This window comes from Paractinoplanes durhamensis, assembly GCF_016862175.1.
In the GTDB taxonomy this organism is placed as follows: Bacteria; Actinomycetota; Actinomycetes; order Mycobacteriales; family Micromonosporaceae; genus Actinoplanes; species Actinoplanes durhamensis.
Genome location: NZ_BOML01000090.1, coordinates 12,610 through 35,629, shown reverse-complemented (window position 1 = coordinate 35,629; position 23,020 = coordinate 12,610). Strand labels below are relative to the sequence as shown.

23 protein-coding genes are annotated in these 23,020 nt (G+C 70.6%); 11 read left to right on the top strand and 12 right to left on the bottom strand.

Annotated features, from left to right (window positions below):
• Positions 1–23: 23 nt before the first annotated feature.
• From Adu01nite_RS45655 to Adu01nite_RS45640, 4 genes are read right to left on the bottom strand one after another with little or no spacing between them, the layout of a single operon-like run.
• Entirely contained in the window at positions 24–668 is a 645-nt protein-coding gene (locus tag Adu01nite_RS45655; protein WP_203735668.1) for a response regulator transcription factor, read from the bottom strand.
• A complete protein-coding gene (locus Adu01nite_RS45650; protein ID WP_203735667.1) occupies positions 659–1,336 on the bottom strand; it encodes a sensor histidine kinase in 678 nt (225 codons plus the stop codon). Before Adu01nite_RS45650 ends, Adu01nite_RS45655 begins: the two co-directional genes overlap by 10 nt.
• Entirely contained in the window at positions 1,236–2,426 is a 1,191-nt protein-coding gene (locus Adu01nite_RS45645) for a hypothetical protein (protein WP_203735666.1), read from the bottom strand. Before Adu01nite_RS45645 ends, Adu01nite_RS45650 begins: the two co-directional genes overlap by 101 nt.
• Entirely contained in the window at positions 2,427–2,591 is a 165-nt protein-coding gene (locus tag Adu01nite_RS45640; protein ID WP_203735665.1) for a hypothetical protein, read from the bottom strand.
• An 85-nt stretch (positions 2,592–2,676) separates the two neighbouring features.
• Here Adu01nite_RS45640 and Adu01nite_RS45635 point away from each other — a divergent pair, with 85 nt between their 5' ends.
• Entirely contained in the window at positions 2,677–3,228 is a 552-nt protein-coding gene (locus Adu01nite_RS45635; RefSeq protein WP_203735664.1) for a hypothetical protein, read from the top strand.
• On the opposite strand, the gene Adu01nite_RS45630 is transcribed toward Adu01nite_RS45635, so the two are convergent.
• From Adu01nite_RS45630 to Adu01nite_RS45620, 3 genes are all read right to left on the bottom strand, one after another.
• Positions 3,216–3,899, bottom strand: coding sequence for a M50 family metallopeptidase (locus tag Adu01nite_RS45630; RefSeq protein WP_203735663.1), 684 nt, complete (start codon positions 3,897–3,899; stop codon positions 3,216–3,218). The genes Adu01nite_RS45635 and Adu01nite_RS45630 overlap by 13 nt on opposite strands.
• Before the next feature lie 80 nt (positions 3,900–3,979).
• Positions 3,980–4,636: a hypothetical protein gene (locus Adu01nite_RS45625; protein ID WP_203735662.1), complete on the bottom strand. Its 657-nt coding sequence runs from the start codon at positions 4,634–4,636 to the stop codon at positions 3,980–3,982.
• A 4-nt stretch (positions 4,637–4,640) separates the two neighbouring features.
• The gene (locus Adu01nite_RS45620) at positions 4,641–5,831 is read right to left on the bottom strand and encodes a metal-dependent hydrolase family protein (RefSeq protein ID WP_203735661.1); all 1,191 of its coding nucleotides are present in this window, start codon (positions 5,829–5,831) and stop codon (positions 4,641–4,643) included.
• A 283-nt stretch (positions 5,832–6,114) separates the two neighbouring features.
• Between Adu01nite_RS45620 and Adu01nite_RS45615 the strand changes: the two genes are divergently transcribed.
• Together Adu01nite_RS45615 and Adu01nite_RS45610 are read left to right on the top strand one after the other, a co-directional pair.
• Entirely contained in the window at positions 6,115–6,495 is a 381-nt protein-coding gene (locus Adu01nite_RS45615) for a hypothetical protein (protein ID WP_203735660.1), read from the top strand.
• Between the two features lie 3 nt (positions 6,496–6,498).
• Positions 6,499–7,269: a DUF5984 family protein gene (locus Adu01nite_RS45610; RefSeq protein ID WP_203735659.1), complete on the top strand. Its 771-nt coding sequence runs from the start codon at positions 6,499–6,501 to the stop codon at positions 7,267–7,269.
• Between the two features lie 31 nt (positions 7,270–7,300).
• Here the strand turns inward: Adu01nite_RS45610 and Adu01nite_RS45605 are convergent, their stop codons facing one another.
• The 3 genes from Adu01nite_RS45605 to Adu01nite_RS45595 all read right to left on the bottom strand — a co-directional run bounded on the left by Adu01nite_RS45605 (position 7,301) and on the right by Adu01nite_RS45595 (position 11,973).
• Positions 7,301–8,794, bottom strand: a complete 1,494-nt coding sequence (locus tag Adu01nite_RS45605) for a DHA2 family efflux MFS transporter permease subunit (RefSeq protein ID WP_239133204.1) — start codon at positions 8,792–8,794, stop codon at positions 7,301–7,303.
• Between the two features lie 109 nt (positions 8,795–8,903).
• A complete protein-coding gene (locus Adu01nite_RS45600) occupies positions 8,904–10,670 on the bottom strand; it encodes a glycoside hydrolase family 3 protein (RefSeq protein ID WP_203735658.1) in 1,767 nt (588 codons plus the stop codon).
• A 13-nt stretch (positions 10,671–10,683) separates the two neighbouring features.
• Positions 10,684–11,973, bottom strand: a complete 1,290-nt coding sequence (locus Adu01nite_RS45595; RefSeq protein WP_203735657.1) for an MFS transporter — start codon at positions 11,971–11,973, stop codon at positions 10,684–10,686.
• 253 nt (positions 11,974–12,226) lie between these two features.
• Between Adu01nite_RS45595 and Adu01nite_RS45590 the strand changes: the two genes are divergently transcribed.
• From Adu01nite_RS45590 to Adu01nite_RS45575, 4 genes are all read left to right on the top strand, one after another.
• Positions 12,227–14,476 (top strand): ROK family transcriptional regulator, encoded by a 2,250-nt coding sequence (locus tag Adu01nite_RS45590; RefSeq protein WP_203735656.1) that lies wholly within the window; start codon positions 12,227–12,229, stop codon positions 14,474–14,476.
• Between the two features lie 155 nt (positions 14,477–14,631).
• Positions 14,632–14,778 (top strand): hypothetical protein, encoded by a 147-nt coding sequence (locus Adu01nite_RS45585; RefSeq protein ID WP_203735655.1) that lies wholly within the window; start codon positions 14,632–14,634, stop codon positions 14,776–14,778.
• A 3-nt stretch (positions 14,779–14,781) separates the two neighbouring features.
• Complete coding sequence (locus Adu01nite_RS45580; RefSeq protein ID WP_203735654.1) at positions 14,782–15,570, top strand: endonuclease/exonuclease/phosphatase family protein; 789 nt, start codon at positions 14,782–14,784, stop codon at positions 15,568–15,570.
• 61 nt (positions 15,571–15,631) lie between these two features.
• Positions 15,632–16,507 (top strand): TIGR03619 family F420-dependent LLM class oxidoreductase, encoded by an 876-nt coding sequence (locus tag Adu01nite_RS45575; protein ID WP_203735653.1) that lies wholly within the window; start codon positions 15,632–15,634, stop codon positions 16,505–16,507.
• Here the strand turns inward: Adu01nite_RS45575 and Adu01nite_RS45570 are convergent, their stop codons facing one another.
• A complete protein-coding gene (locus tag Adu01nite_RS45570; protein ID WP_239133203.1) occupies positions 16,508–17,017 on the bottom strand; it encodes a TetR/AcrR family transcriptional regulator in 510 nt (169 codons plus the stop codon).
• Between the two features lie 127 nt (positions 17,018–17,144).
• Here Adu01nite_RS45570 and Adu01nite_RS45565 point away from each other — a divergent pair, with 127 nt between their 5' ends.
• Positions 17,145–18,767, top strand: coding sequence for an FAD-dependent oxidoreductase (locus Adu01nite_RS45565; RefSeq protein WP_203735651.1), 1,623 nt, complete (start codon positions 17,145–17,147; stop codon positions 18,765–18,767).
• Between the two features lie 34 nt (positions 18,768–18,801).
• A complete protein-coding gene (locus Adu01nite_RS45560; RefSeq protein WP_203735650.1) occupies positions 18,802–19,812 on the top strand; it encodes an aldo/keto reductase in 1,011 nt (336 codons plus the stop codon).
• 18 nt (positions 19,813–19,830) lie between these two features.
• Here the strand turns inward: Adu01nite_RS45560 and Adu01nite_RS45555 are convergent, their stop codons facing one another.
• Positions 19,831–20,688: an AbfB domain-containing protein gene (locus tag Adu01nite_RS45555; RefSeq protein WP_203735649.1), complete on the bottom strand. Its 858-nt coding sequence runs from the start codon at positions 20,686–20,688 to the stop codon at positions 19,831–19,833.
• A gap of 230 nt (positions 20,689–20,918) precedes the next feature.
• On the opposite strand from Adu01nite_RS45555, the gene Adu01nite_RS45550 reads away from it, so the two are divergent.
• Together Adu01nite_RS45550 and Adu01nite_RS45545 are read left to right on the top strand one after the other, a co-directional pair.
• A complete protein-coding gene (locus tag Adu01nite_RS45550) occupies positions 20,919–21,995 on the top strand; it encodes a toast rack family protein (RefSeq protein ID WP_203735648.1) in 1,077 nt (358 codons plus the stop codon).
• A gap of 129 nt (positions 21,996–22,124) precedes the next feature.
• The gene (locus Adu01nite_RS45545) at positions 22,125–23,003 is read left to right on the top strand and encodes a DUF5995 family protein (RefSeq protein WP_203735647.1); all 879 of its coding nucleotides are present in this window, start codon (positions 22,125–22,127) and stop codon (positions 23,001–23,003) included.
• The last annotated feature ends 17 nt before the right edge of the window (positions 23,004–23,020 follow it).

Sequence of the window (23,020 nt, the reverse complement as noted above, 5' to 3'; positions counted from 1 at the left end):
TCCTGACCTTCTTACGGGCCTTTCTATGCCCGTAAGAAGGTCAGCACCGCGAGCACCCGGCGGTGCTCGCGTTCGTGCTGGATCAGGCCCAGTTTCGTGAAGATGGCGGTCACGTGCGCCTCGACGGTTTTCACCGCCAGGTGCAGGTCGGCGGCGACGGCGACGTTCGACAGGCCCTGGGCCATCAGGGCGAGCACGGCGCGCTCGCGGTCGGTCAGATTGTCGAGCGGGTCGCGTTCGCGGCGCCGGGCCACCAGCCGGGCCACCAGGTCGGAGTCGATCACCGTGTCGCCTCTGCCTACCCGCCGTAGGTCGGTGCCGAACGCGGCCAGGTCGGAGACCCGATCCTTGAGCAGGTAGCCGACTCCGCCGTCGAACTCGTTGATCAGCCGCAGGGCGTGGTGCACCTCGACGTACTGGGACAGCAGCATCAGGCCGACCGCGGGGGCTCGGGCGCGGATCGCGGCGGCTGTCTCGATGCCCTCGGCCGCGTAGCCGGGCGGCATCCGCAGGTCGATCACCGCGACGTCCGGGGGATCGGCCCGGATCAGGTCGAGCAGGGTATTGCCGTCGCCGGCCTGGCCGGTCACCGTGAAGCCGGCGTCGGCCAGGATGCGGGCCAGGCCCTCGCGGAAGAGGACGGCGTCGTCGGCGAGCATCACCCGCACGGGATCACCGTCCGCAGCCTCGTGCCGTTGCTTGCGCTGTCTATTCGTAGGCGGGCGTCGAGGACCGCCAGCCGGTCGGCCAGGCCCTGGAGGCCGCCGCCGGGCCGTTTCGCGGCGCCGCCGCAGCCGTCGTCGGCCACCTCGACGGTCAGGCCGGCCTCGCTCTGCCGGATCTCGACGGTGATCAGGGTGGCGGCGGCGTGCTTGGCCGCGTTGGTCAGGCATTCGCTGACCACGAAATAGGCGGTGGCCTCGATCTCGGCCGGCAACCGGCGCTCGACCGCCACGGTCAGCCGCACCGGGACCGGGGAGCGGTCGGCGAGGAAACCCGCCGCCGCCTCCAGGCCGTCCTGGGTCAGCACCGCCGGGTGCAGGCCGCGGGCCATCTCGCGAAGTTCCGCGGTCGCCTCGAGCAGGTGCGCTCGGACCGTGTCGGCCTCGGTCGCCACGTCGGTGGCGCCGGCCGCGGTGGCCTGCCGGACCACCCCGCCCAGCTCCATGGCCACCGTGACCAGCCGCTGCTGTACGCCGTCGTGCAGGTCGCGTTCCATCCGGCGGCGGGTGGCGTCACCCGCCGCGACCAGGCGCTGCGCCGTCGCCCGCAGCTCCAGCACCAGGCCGGCCTGGGCGGCCAGGTCGGCGACCAGACGTTTCTCCGCGCTGGACATGACCTCGCCGGGTGCCTTCGTCACGGTGATCGCGCCGCGGAAATCGCCGTCGTGCAGCACCGGGGGTCGCTTCCAGATCGGTCAGGCGCCGTGGCTCGGGCGGGAGCGGCGCGGTCGCCGGCCAGGCCGATGCCGCGCGCAGTTCCTCCGGCGGGCCGGTCCAGAGCACCACCTCGCGGGCGCCGATCGCGTCGGCAACGGTCGTGCAGATGCCGTCGAGCGGTGCGGTCACATGCGCCGACAGGCGGGCCAGAGCTTCGTAGGGGGTGACCCGGCGGCCGTGGACGAGCCGGTCGGCCAGCCGTTGCACGCGCCGGCGCAGCGGCTCGAACGCCACCGCCACCACCGCGGTGGCGATCAGCGACAACACGGTGCCGTGGCCGTCGACCAGACTGCCGATGCCGGTCACCACGGCTATGTAGCCCGCGGTCACCACCAGCGCCATCGCGCCGAACACCAGCGATTTGTTGATCACCGGGTCGATGTCGTAGAGGCGGTACTTGACGATCGCGGCGCCGGCCGCGGCGGCGATCAGCGGGACGGCCAGGACGCCCGGGATCGGGGAGCGCCACAGCACGAAACCCAGGAGCATCACGGCGGCGGAGACGGTCACGGCGTACACGAACCAGCGGAGCTGCCTTGCCTCGTCGCCGGACGCCGCGCGGACCCGGACCACCACGCAGACCGCCCAGGTCAGCTGGAACAGCAGGTAGCCGATCGGGCGGGCGGTGTCGTAGAAGGTCTCGGCGGCCGCGCCGCCGGGCAGGGCGAGGGGGTGGGCGGCGAGCAGGCCGGTGCGGGCGTACTCCACCGGCCACAACGCCGAGACCCCGGACAGGACCAGCCCGATCGCGGCCATGACACCGACGACCGGCCGCCACCTCCTGGAGGGCAGGCGGCCGGACGGGAAGCACATCACCGTGACGCCGACCAGCACCAGCACGAGCGGCAGCGGCCAGACGCCCAGCCAGCCGATCCAGGACCCGCCGGGGCGCAGACCGTACTGCCGGCCGAAGAACATCACCGCGTGGGCGACACCCGTTGCGGTGAACAGCATGCCCTCGCGGTTGCCGGGGCGGCGGTGCACCACTTACAGCCCGACCGTGGTGAACGACGCCGCGATGAGCCCGTTGTGCAGGTTGGCCAGGTGCACGCCGCCGAGGGCGAAGCCGACGCCGACCAGGGCGACGGTCACCGCGGCCGCCACCCGATGCAGCGTGCCGGCCCGGATCACGCTTGTATCGTGCCAGCGCACGGCGCCGAGGGGACCAGGGTTAACCCGGTGATATCGCCGGGCCTGCCCCGATGACCACGGCCGGCCGCGGCGCGACCGTACTGGCATGACCTCACCACTCGACCGGGTGCTCACCGCATCGCTGATCGCCGGCCCGGCGATCTACCTCATTGCCGACATCCTGTACGCCGTGAACGGCTGGGCCGACCCGACCGCCGCGGTCTTTCACATCCTCGGCGCGATCGGCTACACCATCGTCCTGGTCCGGCTCCTGACCTTCGCCGACGGCTACTGGGCCGCGGCCCTGCTGATCGTGGGCGCGCTCGGGGCGGCCGGCAACGTCGCGTACGGCTTCAACACCATCCACGTCTCGCTCGGTGACACCGATCTGGTCGACGCGACCGGCGCCGCCACCCTGATCAAGCCGCTCGGCCTGTTCTTCCCGCTCACCCTGCTGCTGGCCGCGGTGATCCTGCGCCGCTCCCAGCCACTGTGGACCGCGGCGCTGCTCGGCGTGGCCGCGCTGGCGTGGCCGGTCGCGCACATCGCCAACATCGGCTGGCTCGCGGTCGCGGTGAACGTCGCCCTGGTCGTGGCGCTCGGCGCGGTGGCCGTCACGGCGTTCCGCGCGCCGGCCCCGGCCGCTCAGGTGGCGTAGCGCAGCAGCAGGGCGCCGCCCCAGGTGAGCGCGGCGATCGTGCCGACCAGGAAGAGGAAGGCCCAGATCGCGCTCGGGATCAGGGTCAGCGCCTGCAGCGACACCGAGTCGTTGACGTCGTCGTCGTACTGCCGGTTCAGCACGAACAGGATCATCCGCTGGACCGCGCCGATCAGCAGGAACCAGACCCACATGTGCGTGTAGAGGGTCCGCTGCGGCTCGTCGACCCTGGTCGCGATCAGCCAGATCGCGGCGATCAGGCCGGGCACCAGCAGCCAGCCGAGAAGGCCGCGAACCGCGAACAACATCAGCACGAGGAACCCGAGGCTCGCCCACAGCACCTGCGCGGTCATCCCGTGGATCAGCATCCACGCGCCGAGCAGCCCGAACGCCGACGGCCCGAGATAGCCGGCCAAGAAGATCAACACATTGAACAGCCAGGGTACGTCGTTGGCCGGCACGGTCGCGCCACCGCCGCCCGAGGTGAACGAGATCCCCTTCAGCTTCTGGAAGAACAGCTTGGCGAGCAGCGCGTGGCCGCCCTCGTGCGCGATGACGAGCACGAACTTGGTGACGAACCAGAGCGGCACCGCCAGCAGCCACGAGAGAACGGCCGCCGACCAGGCCAGCCTCGACGGCCCGTCGGCGAACGGCGCGGCGAACAGGGACATGTGGCCGAAGATATCGACAGTTATGAGCCGCGTATACAGGGCGTCAGGACGGCGATACGCACCGATCGTGCTAGTTACTTTTACCGGGGCCAACGAACGACGGTGCCGGGCTTCGCCGGCTCCGGGATCTTCAGTGCCATGCCGATGCCGGTGAAGAACAGCACCGGCACCAGCATCCAGAGCACGATCGAGTCCTCGCGGCCGTCGTTGGCCAGCACCACCGCCAGGAGGATCGAGGCCGGCAGCAGTCCGCTCGCCCACCCGATGTAGAAGCGCCGGGTGTGCGCGTGCGGCGGCGGATCGTCGGTGGCGATCACCGCCGGGTTCCGGTCCACCCACTCCGCGGCGACCGCTTGGGGAACCTCGGGGATGCGCAGGTCGCCGAAGCGGGTGCGGAACGGCAGCTGGCGGGGGAGCCCGCGGTACTGCACCAGGTAGGACAGGAACGATATCGCCGAGACCACGACGGCGTAGCCGCCGGACAGCAGCCGGTCGGTGAAGGCCGAGGACAGCCACACGGCGATCAGGATGACGGCCAGGAGAGCGGACCACGGCGCGAGCCAGAAGTAGCGGCGAACGACCCGGGCGCTGCGCGGATCGAACGGAAGCCGCTGGGTCGGCGGCGGCTTGATCCGCCGCCGGTACAGCGGCACGTCAACCCAGACCGGATCGGCCGTGCCGTCGGTGACGGCAAGCGGCGGAATCTGCAGACCGGCGACCGCAGCGGCCGGAATCACGAGATCAGTTCGCTGTTCGATGCCCGTCATGGTAAACCGGTTCGCCCCCCAGATAGACGCGCAGCGGCCGCTGCAGGGCGGTGATGTCGGCGACCGGATCCCCCTCGACGATCAGCAGATCGGCGTCGAAGCCGGCCCGGATCCGGCCCTTGCGATCCGGCACACCGCAGGCCTCGGCGGCATGCACGGTCGCCGAGGTCAGCGCCGCCGCCGGGGTCATCCCGCTGACCACGTACTCCGCCAGCGTGCGAGGCAGGATGCCGTGCGGCTTGGCCGGCCCGATCCCCGCGTCGGAGCCGGCCACGATGCGAACACCGGCGCGGGCCAGCCGGCCCACCCCGTCCTGCAGGATCGCCTGGGTGAGCCCGGCCCGCTCGGCCATGGCGAGGATCTCCGGCGGCACGACGATCGCCGGATCGGTGCCGAGCGTAGGGCAGACCACGATGCCGCTGTCCGCCAGCGCTTTCGCGAGCTCGTCGTCGACGTGCGCGCCGCCCGGCCCGACCGAGGTGCAGTGCTCGATGCCGTCGACGCCGGCCCGCAGCGCCTGCCAGACAGCGGCGTGGGCATGCGCGTGCGCCGTGATCGGAAGCCCGTGCGCGTGCGCCTCCGTGACGGCCGCGGCCATCTCGTCGTCGGTGAACTGGGTCCCGGCCGTGTCGGTGCCAGGCGTGAACACCCCACCACTGGCCATGATCTTCACAACGCCGGCCCCGTCGGCCACCCGGTCCCGAACCGCCCGGCGAACCGCATCCACCCCGCGCACCTCCCCACCGAGAAACCAGCAGTGACCACGGGGCGTGGTGAGCGGGGTGCCCGAGGCGATCACGTTGGGCGAGCTGGTGTAGCGGCTGAGGACGGCATTGTGCACATCACCGAGGTCACGCACGGTGGTAACGCCGGCCAGCAGATGAAGCAGCAGCGAGTTCTCGATGGTGGCGGTGAGCTCATCCGGGGTGGCGCCAGGCAGCCGGTCGAGCGCACCCGGCCCGGCGTCGGCACAGAGATGGACATGACAGTCGACGAGCCCGGGCAGCAGAGTCCCGTCCACAAGTTCAACGTCGTCCGGGTGCTCACCAAGGCGTACCTCGATGATCCGTCCTTCGGCCGTAACGACGACGCCCCCGTCGCGATGCAGCCGTTCCCCGTCGAAGATCCGAGCCACCCGGATCGACACCACACGTCCCCTCGGCATACCGGCCAAAGTAGCCCAAGGACGCACCGGTACCGCGCCTCACGCAGGGGGTGTCCCGGCGCGTGGTTTCCCCTCGTTGCGGCGGTACAGGTTCCACGTCTCGGCGGCGTCAGCGAGGGGGCCGAGGTGGGTGACGGACGGGCGGGGTCGTGCTTCGTAAACTGCAAAACCTGCGCCCCGAGCTGGCCCGGTTCAAGAAGGATCCGCATGTCCGCAATCTGGACACCGAGATCGCGCACCTGGTCTTTTCGTCGCATTGACCAGCTCAACAGAAGGGCTCCCCGTGTCCACCGAAGCCGGCAAGATCTTCCGCGAGGCGTGGATCGCTGGGGTCAACAAGCACTACCCCGGCGAGCCGAAGGCAAGCTACGTCACCCCGTGGGATGAAACTCCGGAGTGGGAGCGGCAGAGCGCGGCCGCGGTCTGCCAGCTCGTCGCCGAACTCCTACGCGTCAGCGAGGGCGCAGCACGACGCCTCTCCCGAGTTCAGAAGAGCCAGTTCGTCGCGGCCGGATGGACCGCCCAGATGTTCCTGCGGATCGAGAACCCCAAGCCGGCCTATGTCGCGCCGTGGGAGCAGCTTCCGGCCTGGCAGCAAGAGGTCGACGCGGACATCTTTGAGGCCATCGAGGGGTTCACCTCGGCCCGTGACGCGGTCAATTGATCGATGTTTCGGTTTGAGCTTCGGCCCCTTGCTGACGTTCCGCCCTGGGGTGGGGAGCGGCCGAAGCTGCATTGGTTTGGGCTTACCAGTGGCTGGTACTGGGTTGAGCTTCCGGATGGCGAGTTTCTGCGCTACCACGATGACGCCGTTCGGCGGTGGGCGCTTGAGCGGCCCTATCCCTCGTACTACGTCGTGCGGTTCTGGGAGGACCTGCTCGTGCTGCGGTGGGCGCTGGAGGAGCCCGTACCCGAAGATCTCCTTTCGTTTGTGGACGGGTCGTTCGGGGCGCGTGAGTTTCCGGAGGACGACGACTGGATGGGTGATGACCGGGTCGATGCCGCCTTTGACCTGAAGAGTGACTATCTCGTCGATTTCGGCTACCTCACCGACTCGCCGATCCTGCGTGCCTGGCGCCATACCGTCGACGGGCGGGATGTCGTGGTGTTCAGTCAGGAGATCCGGCCGGCTGAGGAGCGCACCTTTGACGGGCCGGCTCGACGGGATGTCGTGATGCCGGCGGTGGAGTTCTTCGCGGCGGTCGAAGACTTTGATCGGCGGCTTTTCTCGGCGATGGATGAGCGGGTCGCTGAGCTGGAACGCTGCGGGCCGCCGGCCGGAGTGGATCTTGATCTGGGGCAACTGCGGGCCGAGCATCGGCAGCGCAGCACCTGGCTTGCGCAGCGCCTCGCCGCACCGAGGCAGGTCGACTGGGCGAAGGTGCGGGCCGGCGTCGCGGTGGTCTCCGCCTGGGAACGAGTTGATCCCCGCCCGTAAGAAGCACGGGCGGGGATCACGTGGCAGAGGGTCAGTGGGCCATGGCCTTCGGGGCGTCGGGGTCTACGTCCAGCGGGCCGGAGCGGAAGATCGTCACCGAGACCAGGGCGGCCAGCAGGAAGAAGCCGCACGACCACCAGAACACCGTGTGGTAGCTGGACAGCTGGGCCTGGGCCTGGACCAGCGCGGACGGGGTCTTGCCGGCCGCGTAGTTCGTCGCCGCGCTCGCCGCGAATGAACTCAGCAGCGCGGTGCCGATCGAGCCGCCGATCTGCTGCATGGTGTTGACCATGGCGGACGCCACGCCGGCGTCGCGGTGCTCCACGCCGCTGGTGGCGGCGTTCTGGGTCGGGGCGAAGACCAGGCCCAGGCCGAGGCCGATGACCAGCAGGCCGGGCAGGACGCCCGATGCGTACGTCGAGTCGAGGTCCAGGCGGGTCAGGAAGGCCATGCCGGCCGCGGCGATCAGGGCGCCGACGGGTACCAGCGGGCGCGGGCCCACCTTCGGGGTCAGGATCGAGCCGGCCGTCGTCGCCGACAGCATGATCGAGCCGAGCATCGGCAGGAACGCCAAACCCGTCTGGATCGGGGTGAAGCCCAGGAAGCCGACCAGGTAGTAGGTCAGGAACAGGAAGATGCCGAACATGCCGGCGCCGGCGATGCCGATCGAGGCGTACGAGCCGCCTCGGTTGCGGTCCAGGACTACGCGCAGGGGCAGCAGCGGGTGCGGGACGCGCAGCTCGATCAGCACGAACGCGACCAGGATGACCACGCCGAAGATGATCGGGATCAGGGTGCCGGCGGCGGTCCAGCCGTCGGTCTCCGCCTTGCCGAGGCCGAAGACCAGGCCGACGAGACCGGCGATCGCGGTGACCGCGCCGGGCACGTCGATCTTGTTGCGGTCGGTGATCTTCTCGTCCTGCAGCTTCATCAGGCCGCCGACCACGGCGATCGCCGCGATGACCAGGTTGACGTAGAGGCACCAGCGCCACGACGCGTACTCGGTGAGGACGCCGCCGAGCAGCAGGCCGACGGCGCCGCCGGCGCCGGAGATGGCGCCGAAGATGCCGAACGCCTTGCCCCGGTCGGCCGGCTCGGTGAACGTCGTGGAGAGCAGCGACAGGGCCGCGGGGGCCAGCGCCGCGCCGAACGCGCCCTGCAGGATGCGGGCGATGATCAGCATCTCGAAGCCGTTCGCGGCGCCGCCGAGGGCGGACGCGAGCGCGAAACCGATGAGGCCGATGAGGAACATCTTCTTGCGGCCGAAGAAGTCACTGAGCCGGCCGCCGAGCAGCAGCAGGCTGCCGAAGGCGAGGGCGTAGCCGGTGACGACCCACTGCCGGTTGGCGTCCGAGAACGCCAGGTCGGCCTGGGCGGTGGGCAGGGCGATGTTCACGATCGTGGCGTCCAGCACCACCATGAGCTGGGCCATGGCCAGCACGACCAGCGACCACCAGCGGCCGTTGCCGCCGGTCGGGGCGGCGACCGGTGGGGCCGGGTGGGACAGTTCGGTTGCGGTACTCAAGACGACGCCTTTCCGGAGCGGAGCGAGGGTTATACCTCTGAGGGATCGGTCCGGCTCCGCGAAAACTGAAAGGGGGCGCTTGCGCGCCCCCTTCTTGCAACCGTTCGGCTCAGCGAGCGGGCCAGGTCAGCCCATGTGCGTACGGGTAAAGCGGGTGTTCGGTGTCGTTCGGCACGTCCTCGCGTGACGCCTCGACCTCGGCCATCGAGGAGGGCAGCTCGAACGGCAGCGTCCCGGTGGCGGCGGAGCGACCGAACAGCACGTCCAGCAGCGCCTCGTCGCTCACCCCGAACGTGCCGACCAGCCCGGCCACCTTCCCGGAGAGCTGGGTGAGCACGGCCGGCCGGTCGAGCAGCACGTCCACGACCGTCGGCACCTGGCCGGCCAGGTCGAGCACCGGCGCGATCTCCGCGCCGGTCCAGTCGAGGCGCCCGGCGTGGAAGAACGTCTCGAAGCCCGTGGTGCGGGGCTCGAACGCGGCGCCGCGCCGGACGATCGCCACGTCGGCTTCGGCCGGGTCGGTGACGACCTTGGCGTAGCGCCCGGCCACCACCGGGTCGACGCCGTCGAGGAAAACGGTGCTGCCCTCGGTCAGCGGCAGCCGCGCCGACGCCTCGAGGACGACCACCGAGCGGCGCTGGGCCTCCAGACCCGCTTCGAGGTACGCCGGGGTGCCGACCGTGTCGGCCGCGGCGGCCGAGTCGACGTAGCGGCGGTCGTCGAACAGGCCCAGCCGGAACTTGTCGCGCAGGATCCGGCGGGCCGACACGTCGATCCGCTCCTCGGTGACCCGGCCCCGCTCGACGAGTTCCACCACCAGCTCGGGAGCGAACTCGCCGCCGAGCTGGTCGGCGCCGGCGTCGATGATCCGCTGCACCCGGCCGAGCCGGTCCAGGCTCTCCACGCCCCAGGCGCGGGCGGCCATCGGCGCGCCCATCACGTCGTCGGCGTCGGTGACCAGGCCCCAGTCGGTGCAGACCACCCCGTCGAAGCCGTAGTGGCCGCGTAGCAGGTCCTGGATGATGCCTTTGTTGAAGCCGAAGCCGACCTCCTCGTGCTCGGTGCCGACCGGCATGCCGTAGTAGGGCATGACCTGCGCGACTCCGGCGGCGAAGGCGGCTTCGAACGGCTTGAGGTGGTCGGCCCAGCGCCCGCCGGGGTAGACCTGCTCACGCCCGTACGGGAAATGGGCGTCTTCTCCGTCTTTTTGTGGGCCGGCGCCGGGGAAGTGCTTCACCATCGCGACGACGCTGTCCGGGCCGAGGGAATCACCCTGCAGACCCTCGACGTACGCCGCGACCAGCTCGGACACGAGCTCGGGGTCGGAGCCCAGGGTGCCGCTCGTGCGGGCCCAGCGCGGCTCGGTGGCCAGGTCGGCCATCGGGTGCAGGGCGACCCGGATGCCCGCGGCCAGGTATTCGCGGCGCACCGTGTCGGCGAACTCGCGGACCAGATCCGGGTCTTTGGTGGCCCCCAGGCCGATCGGCTCCGGCCAGGCCGAGAAGCCGCCCGCCGCGGCCGAGGTCGCGGGGTTGTCGACGGTGCCGTGCCGGGGGTCGGTGGAGATCGTCATCGGGATGCCCAGGCGGTTGCCGGCGGCGAGCTGCTGGATCCGGTTGTGCCACTCGGCGATCTTCTCCGGCGGCACCGGCGCCATGGTGAGGATGTTGAGGTGGGTGATCAGCCTGTCGGTGACCAGCCAGTTCGTCGAGGTGAACATGCCGCCCTTGGCGGCCGGCTCGTGCAGGGTGCCGTCCGGGTTGACCGCGACCATGGTGTGGAACATCAGCGCGGCCTTCTCGGCCAGCGTCATCCGGGAGAGGAGGTCGGTGACGCGCTCGTCGATCGGGAGGGCGGGGTTCTCATAGGGGTTCATTTCGGCAATCCCTTCAGCGCGCGCCGCGGACCATGCGGACCAGGACCGACCCGGCGACCGCGACCACGGCGCCGAGCAGGAACAGCAGGCGGTAGTTGGAAGCCGTGCCGGCGCCGATGGCGAGGACCGGGGCGGCCAGGATCGGCACCAGCGACTGCGGCAGGGCGTTCGCGATGTTCAGCACGCCCATGTCCTTGGCGGCGTCGTCCGGGTTGGGCAGCACCTCGGTGGCCAGGGCCAGGTCGACGGCCAGGTAGACACCCTCACCGAGACCGAAGATCGCCGCCGCCACCAGGAAGACGCCGTAGCTGCCGCTGAACGCGGTGATCGCCAGGCCGACCGCGATGACCAGGCCGGCGCCGAGCACGAACGGCTTGCGCAGCCCGGTGCGGTCGGAGAGCCAGCCGCCGACCGACGAGCCGAGGACCAGGCCCGCGGTGGTGATCAGGGTGGCGACGAGCACGCCGGAGGCGACGTTGTCGGTGGTGTAGCCGAACCGGTCGATCAGCAGGTACGCCTGGTAGGTGGTGAGGCAGGAGAGGCCCATCCAGAGCAGGAAGCGGCTGAGCAGATTCCACGAGAAGTCCGGGAAGCGGCGCGGGTTCACGTAGAAGGTGCGCAGGAACTCCTTGAACGTGTAGCGCCCGAAGTGCCCGGGCGTGGCCGGCCGGTCCTTCAGCACGATCACCAGGGCCAGCACGGTCAGCAGGCCGATCCCGGCCGGGACCATGAACATCAGCAGGGTGTTGCCGTCGAGCAGGGCGGCGAGCGAGGTGCCGCCGAGGATGGCCACCGAGGTCATCAGGCCGAGGATGCCGCCGACCCGGCCACGCTGGTGCGCCGGGATCTGGTCGGGCATCAGGGCGGTCAGCGTCGACAGGGTCGCGTTGACGCCGAGCTGCGCGAGCGCCCAGCCGAGGGTCAGCATCGGGATGGCGCTGCCGGTGGCGACGACGAGCAGGCCGAGGAAGCCGACGCTGATGCCGCCGATCAGCCACGGGCGGCGGCGGCCCATCCGGGCGGTGGTCCGGTCGGACATCGCGCCGAAGAACGGGTTGCCGATCAGGGCGAGGAGCGCGCCGACCGACAGGACCGTACTCAGCGCCGAGGTCTTGTTGTCCGGGGCGATCTGGGCCACCCGGATGGAGAGCGTCACGACGACCGGGGTGAGGATCGTGAGGTATGCGCCGAACTGGGCCAGGGCCATCGCCGCGATCAGGCGGGCCGGAGCGTTCGGCGGGGTATCGGGGGAGACGACGGCGGGAGCGGTTTGCCGGGCCCGACCGGTTTCGACAGCGGTCATCGCACACCTCTTCGGCTAGCGCGGGACGAAAAATCAGGCTTTGCGGCCGGGCCGGCACCGTCCGCTGATTACTGCTTGATAACCCGAAGGTATCGAGCCGATTAACGCGAAACCAGCACCCGAAGGCCCCTTCCTGTGCCCTGATTCGGCCTCACGTGGTTCTGATCACGGTTCATTTGCCGGAATCACCACGTAGGTGGCTGTGAGAACCCCGGAGTATTGTCTAACTCCAGCAAAACCCTGGGGGGTGAGCATGCACCATCGGGACCTCATCCTGGCCGCCGTGCGGGAAACCGGCGGGGCCGGGCGCACCGATCTGGTCCGCCGCACCGGCATGGCCCGCGCCACCGTCAACGCCCTGGTCGCCGAGCTTCTGGCCGAGGGCGTCCTCGCCGAGGAGGAGGCGTCGGCCGACGGAAGCCGGCCGGGCCGGCCGGCCCGATTGCTCACCCTGGGTGCGAACGCGGGCGTCGTGGTCGGTGCGCTGGTTGCCGCTTCGGGTGTACGGGTGGCAGCAGCCGACCTGTCCGGAACGATCCTGGCCGAACGCTCCGCCGCCGCCGACCCGGAGGACGGGTCGGCCGGCCTCGACACTCTCGTCGGTTTGATTACCGAGGCCGTCGGTGGCCGCCGGGTCTGGGCGGCCATGCTCGGGTTGTCCGCCCCGGTCGCCGGCGGGGTCGTGCAGCCCAGCAGCGTCCTTCCCGGCTGGGCCGGGGTCAATCCCGGGGTCGAGCTGCGGCGCCGGCTCGGCCATCCGGTCGGCGTCCGCAACGATGCCGACCTGGCCCTCATCGGGGAGCTGCGGCACGGGGTCGCGGCCGGGCGGCGCGACGTCTGCTACCTGCGTATTGCCACCGGTATCGGCTGCGGGCTGCTCCTCGACGGGGTGGTTCAGCACGGCGCGAGCGGGGTGGCGGGCGAGATCGGGCACGTCCAGGTCGACGAGACCGGCACCCTCTGTCGTTGCGGCAACCGTGGGTGCCTGGAGACCATCGCGTCTCCTCGTGAGGTCCTGGCTGCGCTCTCCTCGATGTACGGCGAGGAGGTCAACGCCGTCCGCGCCGTACAGCTCGCGGCCAGCGACGCCATCGCCGAGCGGGTCCTCGCCGACGCCGGGCGGATGATCGGGCGGGTGGTCGCCGACCTGGCCAACACCGTCAATCCGGCGCTTGTCGTGCTTGATGGGCCGTTGATCACCGAGCATGGGCCGCTCGTTGCCGGGGTGGCCGACTCGGTTCGCCGCTACGCCCAGCCTGAGGTGGCCGACGCTCTTGAAGTTCGGGCCGGGGAGCTCGGTGATCGGGCCGCTCTGATCGGGGCGGTCACCGCCGCGCTGCACGGCACTCCGGTGGCCAGGCATGTCGCCCCGGCCGCCGGGCCGCCCGCGGCCCGCGAGCGCGATCACCGCCGGGACGCCGTCCTTGATCTGCTGCGGCAGCGTGGCGTGCTGGCCCGCAGTGACATCGCCCGGATCACCCGTCTGCCCCGGGCTGCCGTCGCCGACCTTCTTGACGGGCTGGCCGCGGACTCGCTGGTCGAGCCGTGCGATCCGCCCGCCGGGGCCGCGCGATCCGGGCGGCCGTCGCCGCACTTCCGGGCGGTCGTCGCGGCCGGGGTGCTGGCCGGGATGGCGATCCGGGCCGACGGGGTGCAGGCCATCCTGACCGATACGGCCGGCAATCGGCTGCACGAGGCGTTCGAGCCGCGGCCGATGAGCATGGCCGGCGAACCGCACATCCGCGACGCCGGGGAACTGACCCTTTCGCTGCTCGCCGCGCACGGCCACACCACCGCCGACCTGAAAGGTGCCGTGGTCAGCGTGCCCGCCCCGGTCCACCCGGTCACCGGGCGATTCGGGCCGCGCGGGGTGCTGCCGATCTTCGCCGGGTTCTCGCCGGCCGAGCAGATCGCCGAGATCCTCGGAGTGCCGGTCACCGCCGGTAACAACGCCCACTTGGCCGCGCTCGCCGAGACCCGCCGGGGTGCTGCGCGTGGTGCTCGGGATGTCCTCTACCTGCGCGCCGACCAGTTCACCGGGGCCGGGATCGTGGCCGGCGGGCGGATGTATCGCGGCGCGATCGGCTACGCCGGGGAGGTCGGTCATCTCAACGTGCGCGAGGTCGGCCCACTGTGCATCTGCGGCAGCCGCGGCTGCCTGTCCACGTACCTGTCGCCGCGCTACTTCCTGCCACTCGGCGGGCCGCCGTCCGAGGAGCGCTTCCTGGAGCTGGTGTCCGGCGGCGACCGGCCGGCCCAGCGGGCGCTGCTCGACGCGGGCCGGCTGATCGGGCGCACGGTCGCGCCGCTGTGCAACGCCCTCAACCCGCAGATCGTGGTGGTCGGCGGCCATTTCATCGAGGCCGGACCGTACGTCGTGGACGGCATCCGCGAGTCCCTGCAGCGGCACTGCGCCCCGGCCGCCGCCGCTGCCCTGACCGTGCGTCCTGCCTCGCTGGGCGCCGACGCGGAGATCGTGGGAGCAGTCGAGTCGCTGCTGTAGCGGTTCAGATTGTGAGCGGGCCCTGAGTTACTTCGGGGAAGCTCTCCCGATCCAGCGGGAAATCGGTGCTCGTGCCGGTGAAGCGGCCACTCCCAACAACATGCAGCGGGGTCGCGGCGTTGGGTCGACACTGCGACGCGCGTACCGTAATCGGGGTGAATGACCTTGAAGGTGCTCTTCTGTTTGCCGGGGTTCCGCTTGCGGTGCTCGGGCTGGTCTTTGCGATCGTCTTTCGGACCAGCGACAAACCGAGCCGGGAGCCGATCACCAAGCCGGTCATGGACGACGACCGCTCGCACTGAGCGATGCGGATTCTGAGCCTGAACGCCTGGGGTGGTGCGCTGGCCGATGAGCTTCTCGGCTGGCTTCCGGGGAGCGGGGGTGACGTCGTCTGCCTGCAGGAAGTCACCCGCACGCCGGGGCTGGCGGGCTGGACTCGCTTCGCTGATGGGGAACGCAGTCTGCCGCAGCGGGCGGACCTTTTCGACGACGTGCGCGGCGTGCTGCCCCGGCACCAGGCCATCTTCGTGACCAGCGACTCCGGGCCCGTGCACGACGACTCGGGCGGGCGGCATCGGCAGGACTTCGGGGTGGCCACCTTCGTCGGGGCGAGCCTTCCGATCGTCGGGGTGGATTCCGAGTTCGTGCACGGGCAGTTCACCGTGCACGAAGAGTGGCCGGACACGGATCGGCCGCGTATTGCGCTGGCCGTGCGGACCGTCGAACGCGGCCGGTCGGTCTGGGTCGTGCAGATGCATGGGCTGCGGGACTCGGCCGGCAAGGGCGACACACCGGCCCGGCTGCATCAGGCCAAGCGGCTCGCGGAGCTCGTCGGGCGGATCCGCGGGCCGGGCGATCTGGTCGTAGTGTGCGGTGACTTCAATCTGCTGCCGGGGAGCGAGACGTTCGGGGTTCTGGCCGAGGCCGGCCTCACCGATCTGGTCGGGGCTGCCGACACTCGGACCTCGCACTATGCCAAGCCGGTCCGGCACGCGAGCTATCTGCTCGTCTCCGACGTGGCGGCGGTCGAGCGGTTCGAGATCCTGGCTGAGCCGGAGGCCTCCGATCACCGGGCCCTGGTCCTCGACGTCTAGGACACGGCGGGGCGGCGGAACTGTCTAGAGTGGGCCGATGCCTCGTCCCTGCCGTGTTGGTGTGCAACTGCCCGAGATCGAGCGCCGGGTCGACTGGCCGGAGCTGGTCGCGATGGCCCAGGCGGCCGAGGGGGTCGGGTTCGACTCGCTCTGGGTCGGTGACCATCTGCTCTACGACATGCCGGACGGGACCGTGCGCGGGCCGTGGGAAGCGTGGACATCGCTGGCGGGGCTGGCCGCGGTCACCTCGCGCATCGAGCTCGGGCCGCTGGTCGCGGCGACCGCGTTCCACAACCCGGCGATGCTCGCCAAGCAGGCGGCCACCGTGGACGCGATCTCCGGCGGGCGGCTGATCGTCGGGCTCGGCGCGGGCTGGAACGAGCGGGAGTTCTCCGCGTACGGGCTGCCCTACGACCACCGCGTCGGTCGCTTCGAGGAGGCGTTCACGATCGTCCGCAGCCTGCTGCGGGACGGGCACGTCGACTTCCGCGGGCAGTATCACCAGGCGGTCGACTGCACGCTCGACCCGCCGCCGGTGCGCCCGGGCGGCCCGCCGCTGCTGCTCGGCTCGACCGGGCCGCGCATGCTGAGCATCGCGCTGCCGCACGTGGACGCCTGGAACATCTGGTGGTTCAACTACGGCAACACGCCCGAGGGTTTCGCCGCCGTCCGGAAGCAGGTCGAGGAGGCCGCGGTGGCGGCCGGCCGTGCCCCGGGCGAGGTTTCCGCGACCGCAGCCACGATGATCCGCCTCCCGGGCGGCGTCGGCCGGCCGCGCGGCAAGACGCCGCCGATCGAAGGCACCCCGTCCGACATCGCCGAGCACATCACCGCGCTGGCCCAGGCCGGCGCCGAGCACGTCCAGATCGTGGTCGACCCGATCACCGTCGAGTCCATCGAGTGGCTGGGCCAGGCCTTGACGATCCTCGACGAGTGACTAGCCCTTGAGGATGCGGCGGCCGGCGGCCAGCAGGTGGTCTCGGAAGTCCTCGTCGTCCAAACCTGTTACGGCCGGGTCGGCGCCGGCCATCATCAAGCCGCCGGCGATCACCGCCATCCGCACGCGGCTTCCCGGGTCGGGGGCCGTGCCGCCGAGCAGGCGGCGGATGCGCTGCAGGTTTCGTAGCGCCGGGTGAGCCCGCACCAGGCGCATCACCACCGGGTCGAAGCTCAGCGTGGCCGACACCTTGCGGAAACCCACCACCAGGTCGACCACGCCGGCCAGCACCTGCTCGCGGCGGGCCGCATTGCCCCGCTGGGCCTCGGCCTCGTCGGCGATCGGGCCCAAGCGGTTCAGTGCCGGGTCGATCACCGCCAGGACGATGTCGTCCTTGGACTGGAACTGGTGGTAGACGGCCGCCTTCGTGACGCCCAGGCGGTCGGCGATCATCTGCAGCGACGTGCCGCTGACGCCGTGTTCGGCGAACAGGTCCAGGGCTGCGGTCAAGAGACGTTCGCGTGCTGAGACGACATGCATCGAAACCCCCGCCCGGATCCTATCGACCCTTGTCCTGAACTAGCCGGTCGGCTACCTTACTGGCTAGCCGATCGGCTAGCAGGGGGAGGCGTGGGCGATGACCGAGTCGTGGGACCGCGAGGTTGATGTTCTGGTGGTCGGGTCGGGTGCGGCGGGGCTGTCCGCGGCCATCGCCGCCGCCACCCAGGGGCTGCGGGTGCTGGTCGTCGAGAGCACCGCCAAGTGGGGTGGGACCACGGCGCTCAGCGGGGGCGGGCTCTGGATGCCGACCAACCCGTTCGTCGACGGGGACTCGGTCGAGAAGGCGCTGACCTACATGGAATCCGCGATCGGGGAGGCCGGGCCGGCCAGTTCGCCGGAGCGGCGGCGGGCGTTCGTCGAAACCATCCCGGAGGTGTTCGCCTTCCTGCAGAAGCTCGGCGTGCGGTGGGTGCCGGCCAAGGACTACCCGGACTACTACCCGGACCGGCCGGGCGGCATGGTCGGGCGCGGCATCGAGGTGCAGCCCTTCGACACCAAGAAGCTGGGGGAGTGGTTCGCGACCTTCCGGGGGCGGGAGAGCATTCCGGCGCCGTTGCGCACCGACGACGTCTGGCTGCTGTCCCGGGCCTGGTCGACGCCGTCCGGCTTCGTGCGGGGCGCGCGCTTCGTCTTCCGTACGATCGGCGGGATCGTAACGGGAAAACGCCTCTACGGCATTGGCGGGGCGCTGTCGGCGAATCTGATGAGTGTCGCGTTGAAGGCCGGCGTCGAGGTCGAGTTGTCGGCGCCGCTGACCGGGCTGATCCAGGGCGACGGCGGTGCGGTGATCGGGGCTACCGTCGGCGACGGCAAGCGGATCCGGGCGCTCGGTGGGATCGTGCTCGGCGCGGGTGGCTTCGCCCGGAACACCGCCTGGCGTAAGGAATACCAGGGCACGCCCGGGTTCACCTCGGCCTCCGAAGGGGACCTCGGCGACCCGATCCGGATCGCCCGGGACGAGCTCGGCGCGCGCACCGAGCTGATGGACGACGCCTGGTGGGGTGCCTCGGTGCCGCTCGCCGACGGGAGCGCGCAGTTCGTGCTCTCCGAGCGGTCGATGCCGTTCAGCATCGTCGTCGACCAGGCCGGCGAACGCTACGTGAACGAGTCGGTCAGCTACATCGACTTCGGGCACGCCATGCTCGCCCGGGACAACGCCGTGCCCAGCTGGCTGATTCTGGACACGCGGCACCGGCGGCGCTACCTGTTCAACGCGTTCCTGCAGGGCACCAAGAAGCTGCGCGAGGCCGGCATCGTCCGCTCGGCACCCACCCTCGCCGAGTTGGCCCGGCAGCTCGACATCGAACCGGCCACCCTTCAAGCCACTGTCGATAGATTCAACGGCTTTTGTCGTACGGGGGTGGATGCCGACTTCGGGCGGGGCCGCACCGCGTACGACAACTACTACGGCGACCCGAGCGTGAAGCCCAACCCGAACCTCGGCCCGATCGAGAAGGGGCCGTTCACCGCCGTACAGCTGGTGCCGGGCGATCTCGGCACCAAGGGTGGGCTGCTCACCGACGCCGCGGCCCGGGTGATCGGCAGTGATGGCGAAGCCATCGAAGGGCTGTACGCGGCCGGAAACACGACCGCCTCCGTGATGGGTCGCACCTATCCGGGGCCCGGTGCGACGATCGCGCCGGCCGTGGTTTTCGGGTATCTCGCCGGGCGGCACGCGGCCGCCCGGGTCCGTTCTTGACCTGGAGTGCGCTCCAGGATTTAGCGTCGTTTTCATGCAGACGATCGAATTGGGCCGTACGGGTACGCAGGTCAGCCGGCTCGCTCTGGGCGCGATGCAGATGGGCAACGCGACCAGTGAGCCGGACTCGATCCGGATCCTCGACCGCTACCGGGAGATCGGCGGGTCGCTCATCGACACCGCCGACTGCTACGAGTGGTGGGCCAACCGGGGCAGCCGCGGCGGGGAGAGCGAGGAACTCCTCGGCCGCTGGCTGCGCGCCGGCAACCGGCGCGACGAAGTCTTCCTCGCCACCAAGGGCAGCGCGCTGCCGCACTACTCACCCGAGCTCTGGACGGCCGACGGCACCCCGGACTGGGAACTGGCCCGGCGCACCTTCGCCGGGGCGGGCGCCAAGACGCTGCGCGACGCGCTCGACGGCAGCCTGCGCCGGCTCGGCACCGACCACGTCGACCTCTACTACATCCACGTCGACGACAAGGGCACGCCGCTGGAGGAGACCCTCGAGGCCCTCGCCGGGTTCGTCGAGGCCGGCAAGGTGCGCTATCTGGGCTGGTCGAACGTTCGGACCTGGCGGCTGGAGCGGATCCGCGGGCTGTGCGAGCGCAACGGCTGGCCGCTGCCGGTAGCGATCCAGCAGCAGCACAGCTACCTGCGGCCGAAGGCGGGCCTGGAGTCGGCGTCGATCGTCGGCGCCGAGCAGCTCGACTACCTCAGCGACCACGACGACCAGACGCTGGTCGCCTACTCGCCGATCCTCAAGGGCGTCTACGACTCGCCGGCCAAGCGCACCGGCCACTGGATGATGGCCAACTACGCGGGGCCGGACGCGGACGCCCGGATCGCCGCGGTCGAGGAGGTGGCCGCCGAGGCCGGGGTCACGCCGAACCAGCTGGTGCTGGCCTGGCTGATGCACCAGAGCTCGCCGCGGGTGCTGCCGCTGATCGGGCCGCGCACGACCCAGCAGTTCGAGGACGCGATCCCGGCCCTCGACGTGAAGCTGAGCGGCGAACAGCTCGACCGGCTGGACGCGGCCGGGGCGTGAGGGGAGGTGCGCCGGCCGTCAGAGCGGCCGGCGCACCACCAGCGCCGTCCCGGTGCCCTCGTCGAGGTGGAAGATGCCGTCGCCGCGCAGGTGCACCGCGCGGGTCGGATAATTGATGGATTCCAGAATGACGGCGCCGCCGGTGGTGGGCGTGGCGCAGAAGGTGGCGTCCTTCCGGAACAATTCGGCGTTCTGCCGGTTGCCCTGCTCCAAACGGAGCACGAAGTCCCGGTGCCGCAGGAAATAGCCCGGATAATTAACGGATTCGAGCGAGACGCAACCGTCGTCGGCCAGGCCGTCGCGGACGGTGAAGGCGGCGTCGGCCTTCTCCAATGGGCTGTCGGCGGAGCCCATCCGGTCGGCGCGGGCGATGAAATTCCGGTGCCGCAGCCGGACGCCGGGGCTGCCGCTGATCTCCAGGCCGACCGTGCTGCCGACGGTCAGCGTGACCGCCGGGGTGGGCTTGGTCGTGGTGGTGCGGGACGGGGTCGCCGACGGGCGCTTCGTGGTGTGCTCGGCGACCGGCTGGGTCTGCGTCGCGATGACCACCGGGGGTGGCGCGGAACTGCTGGCCGGGGCCGGTAGCAACGAGATCGGGGTGAGCGGCTCGAACGACGGGAAGGCGAGCTGGGCGACCGACGGCAGCGGATCGTCGTCACCGTCGGTGGTGACGAGCAGCGCCATCACGCCGGCCACGCCGACCACGACCGCGGTGCCGCAGGCGAGCAGGACCCGGCGGGAGCGGTCGGACGTGTCGGCCGGCCTGGCCAACGGTCGCGGACGGTACGGCATGAGCGCCGTCGACGGGACCTCCTTACGGGGTTCGGAGAACCAGCCACCGATCCGGAGATCGTTGAGCTCGTCGTCGTGGGGCATGCGGCATCCGCTCCTACGGCCGGCGACCTAAGACACTCTTAAACTCTCGAAAAGGCATTGTTGCGGCGAATGACCCTAATGACAAGGGTGAGATTTAAGGTCGCCTTTGGCCGGTTCCCGAACGTCTGCGCGGAAAATCGAACCGACCGGCGCTGTTGCTCCGTATTCACTCACGACGCCATACGCAGCCGGGCGCAGGGGGCGACCGGCCGTACCAGGGAGACGATCGCGTGGACGGCTCCGCCTCGAGTGATCTCGACACCTCGGTCCCGCAAACCGACACCGACACCGACACCGACGCCGCCGAGAGCTGGCCGCGGATCTCCGACTACTGGCCCGATGCTCCACATCGGATGGGGCCGGCCGCCGACTGGTATCCGGACGGAGACGAGACGGCGGGGGCGGCTTCCCCGCCGTACACCCAGGAACCTGATCTTCCGCAGCTGATCAGCCCGCCGCCCCGCCCTCGCCGCGGTGGCCTGCGCTTCTTTCTCGCGGCGCTCGCCGCCGTGGTCTTCCTCGGCGGCAGTGTGCTGGTGCTGGCCCGGATGGTGCTGCGCAACGACGCCTCGCCGGAGGCCGCGGTGACCGCGCAGCCGACGGCAGCTCTGCCGGCCGACCCGCAGAACCCGCCTGTCTCCGTGCAGCCCGCACCCGATCCGAGCGCCGTCACCTCGGCACCCAGCGCCGCCGCGAGCACGTCGGCGCCGGCCGCCGCGTTGCCGTTCACCTCGGGCACCTTCGAACTGACCGGAAACGTCGTCGAGCTGAACGTGACGATCGCCGCGCTCGGCACCGACGCCGTGCAGGTCAGCACCCCGGACGGCAGTGGCCTCGACCCGAAGGTCGCCATCGACGGCGACACCCTGAAGGTGAATGCGAACCCGGACGGCAGCAAGGGCAACGGCCGCCTCGACGTGAAGCTCAACGGCAAGGTGACCTGGGCGCTCCGGATGTCCGGCGGGATGACCACCGGCAACTTCGCGCTCGGCAACGCCAAACTGCGCCGCATCGACCTGAACGGCGGCGCCAACCGCTTCCAGATGTCGCTGCCCACCCCGGATGAGACGCTGCCGATCAGGATGACCGGCGGGGTCGGCACCTGGGAGATCACCACCGCCGACAAGGTGCCGCTGTCGGTGCTGCTGCGTCAGGGCGCCGGCGAGGTCCAGCTGAACGGCAACCGGGTTCGCAACATCAAACGCAATACGAACGTACGGGCGGACGGCGGTGCCGGGGTCGAGTCGGGCGGGCTCGGCATCGACGCGGTGGCCGGACTGGGGACGTTGACCGTGGCGCCCGACTGACCGATTTTCACCGGCTTTTCCACTGCGGAACGTGACCGGTTCGGTACGGTCGGCAGTGTGTCAGATCTCCTCCCGACAGGTCGCCGACAGATGCTGGATCGGCGGTCCGCCGGTGCTCACGCTATTGGCATGACGACAACGTTCGACCGGGAGCTCGTGCGCGGCAGCGCCCACACGCTCAAGGAGAAGCGGCAGGAGCTCTCCGCGCTCGAGATCCCGCCGGGCCGCGGCTGGGATCCGCTGCGCGACCGGATGGCGGAGGTGCTCGGCGACCAGCCGCAGGGCATCTCCGATGTGATCGACAAGCTGGTGATCACCCAGACGATCCTCGACGACCTGCCGCCCAGCCGGGCCGCCAACCGGGTCGCCGCCTTCAACGAGCTCTACCTGAAGATCACTCGACGGGTCGACGACGCGCTCCGCACCGGCGTCAACCAGCCCGACTTCCTGGAACTGCTCGACGTCGAGTTCGCGAAGCGCTACTTCGCCGCGCTCGACCTGTGGAACTGCGACAACGAGGACACCCCCGACGTGTGGGAGGTGCTCTTCAAGCGCGGCCACGACACCCGGATGAGCAAGCTGACCGCGGCGATGCTCGGCGTCAACGCGCACATCAACCACGACCTGTCGCTGGCGCTCATCGGCACCTGGAACGAGCTGGGTGCGCCGACCGACGACCTCATCCACCCCGACTACCTGCTGGTGAACGAGATCTTCTTCGAGGAGATCCCGCCGCTGCGGCGCGGCTTCTCCACCCACTGGCAGATGGAGATCGACGAGTTCGTCGGGCCGCTCGACGACTGGACCCAGCGGATCCTGGTCAAGGTGACCCGGGCGCACGCCTGGGACCAGGGCCGGCACCTGTGGGAGCTGCGCGACGACCCGGAGGACTTCGAGCAGGCCCGGCGGGCGATGGACCGGGCGGCGTCGCTGGTCGCCGAGTGGGCGATCTTCGGCGACCGGCTGGTCAACGGGGTCGGGCGGGTGGCGCGCGTCTTCGGCGGGTGATCCTTTCCGTACGGCGC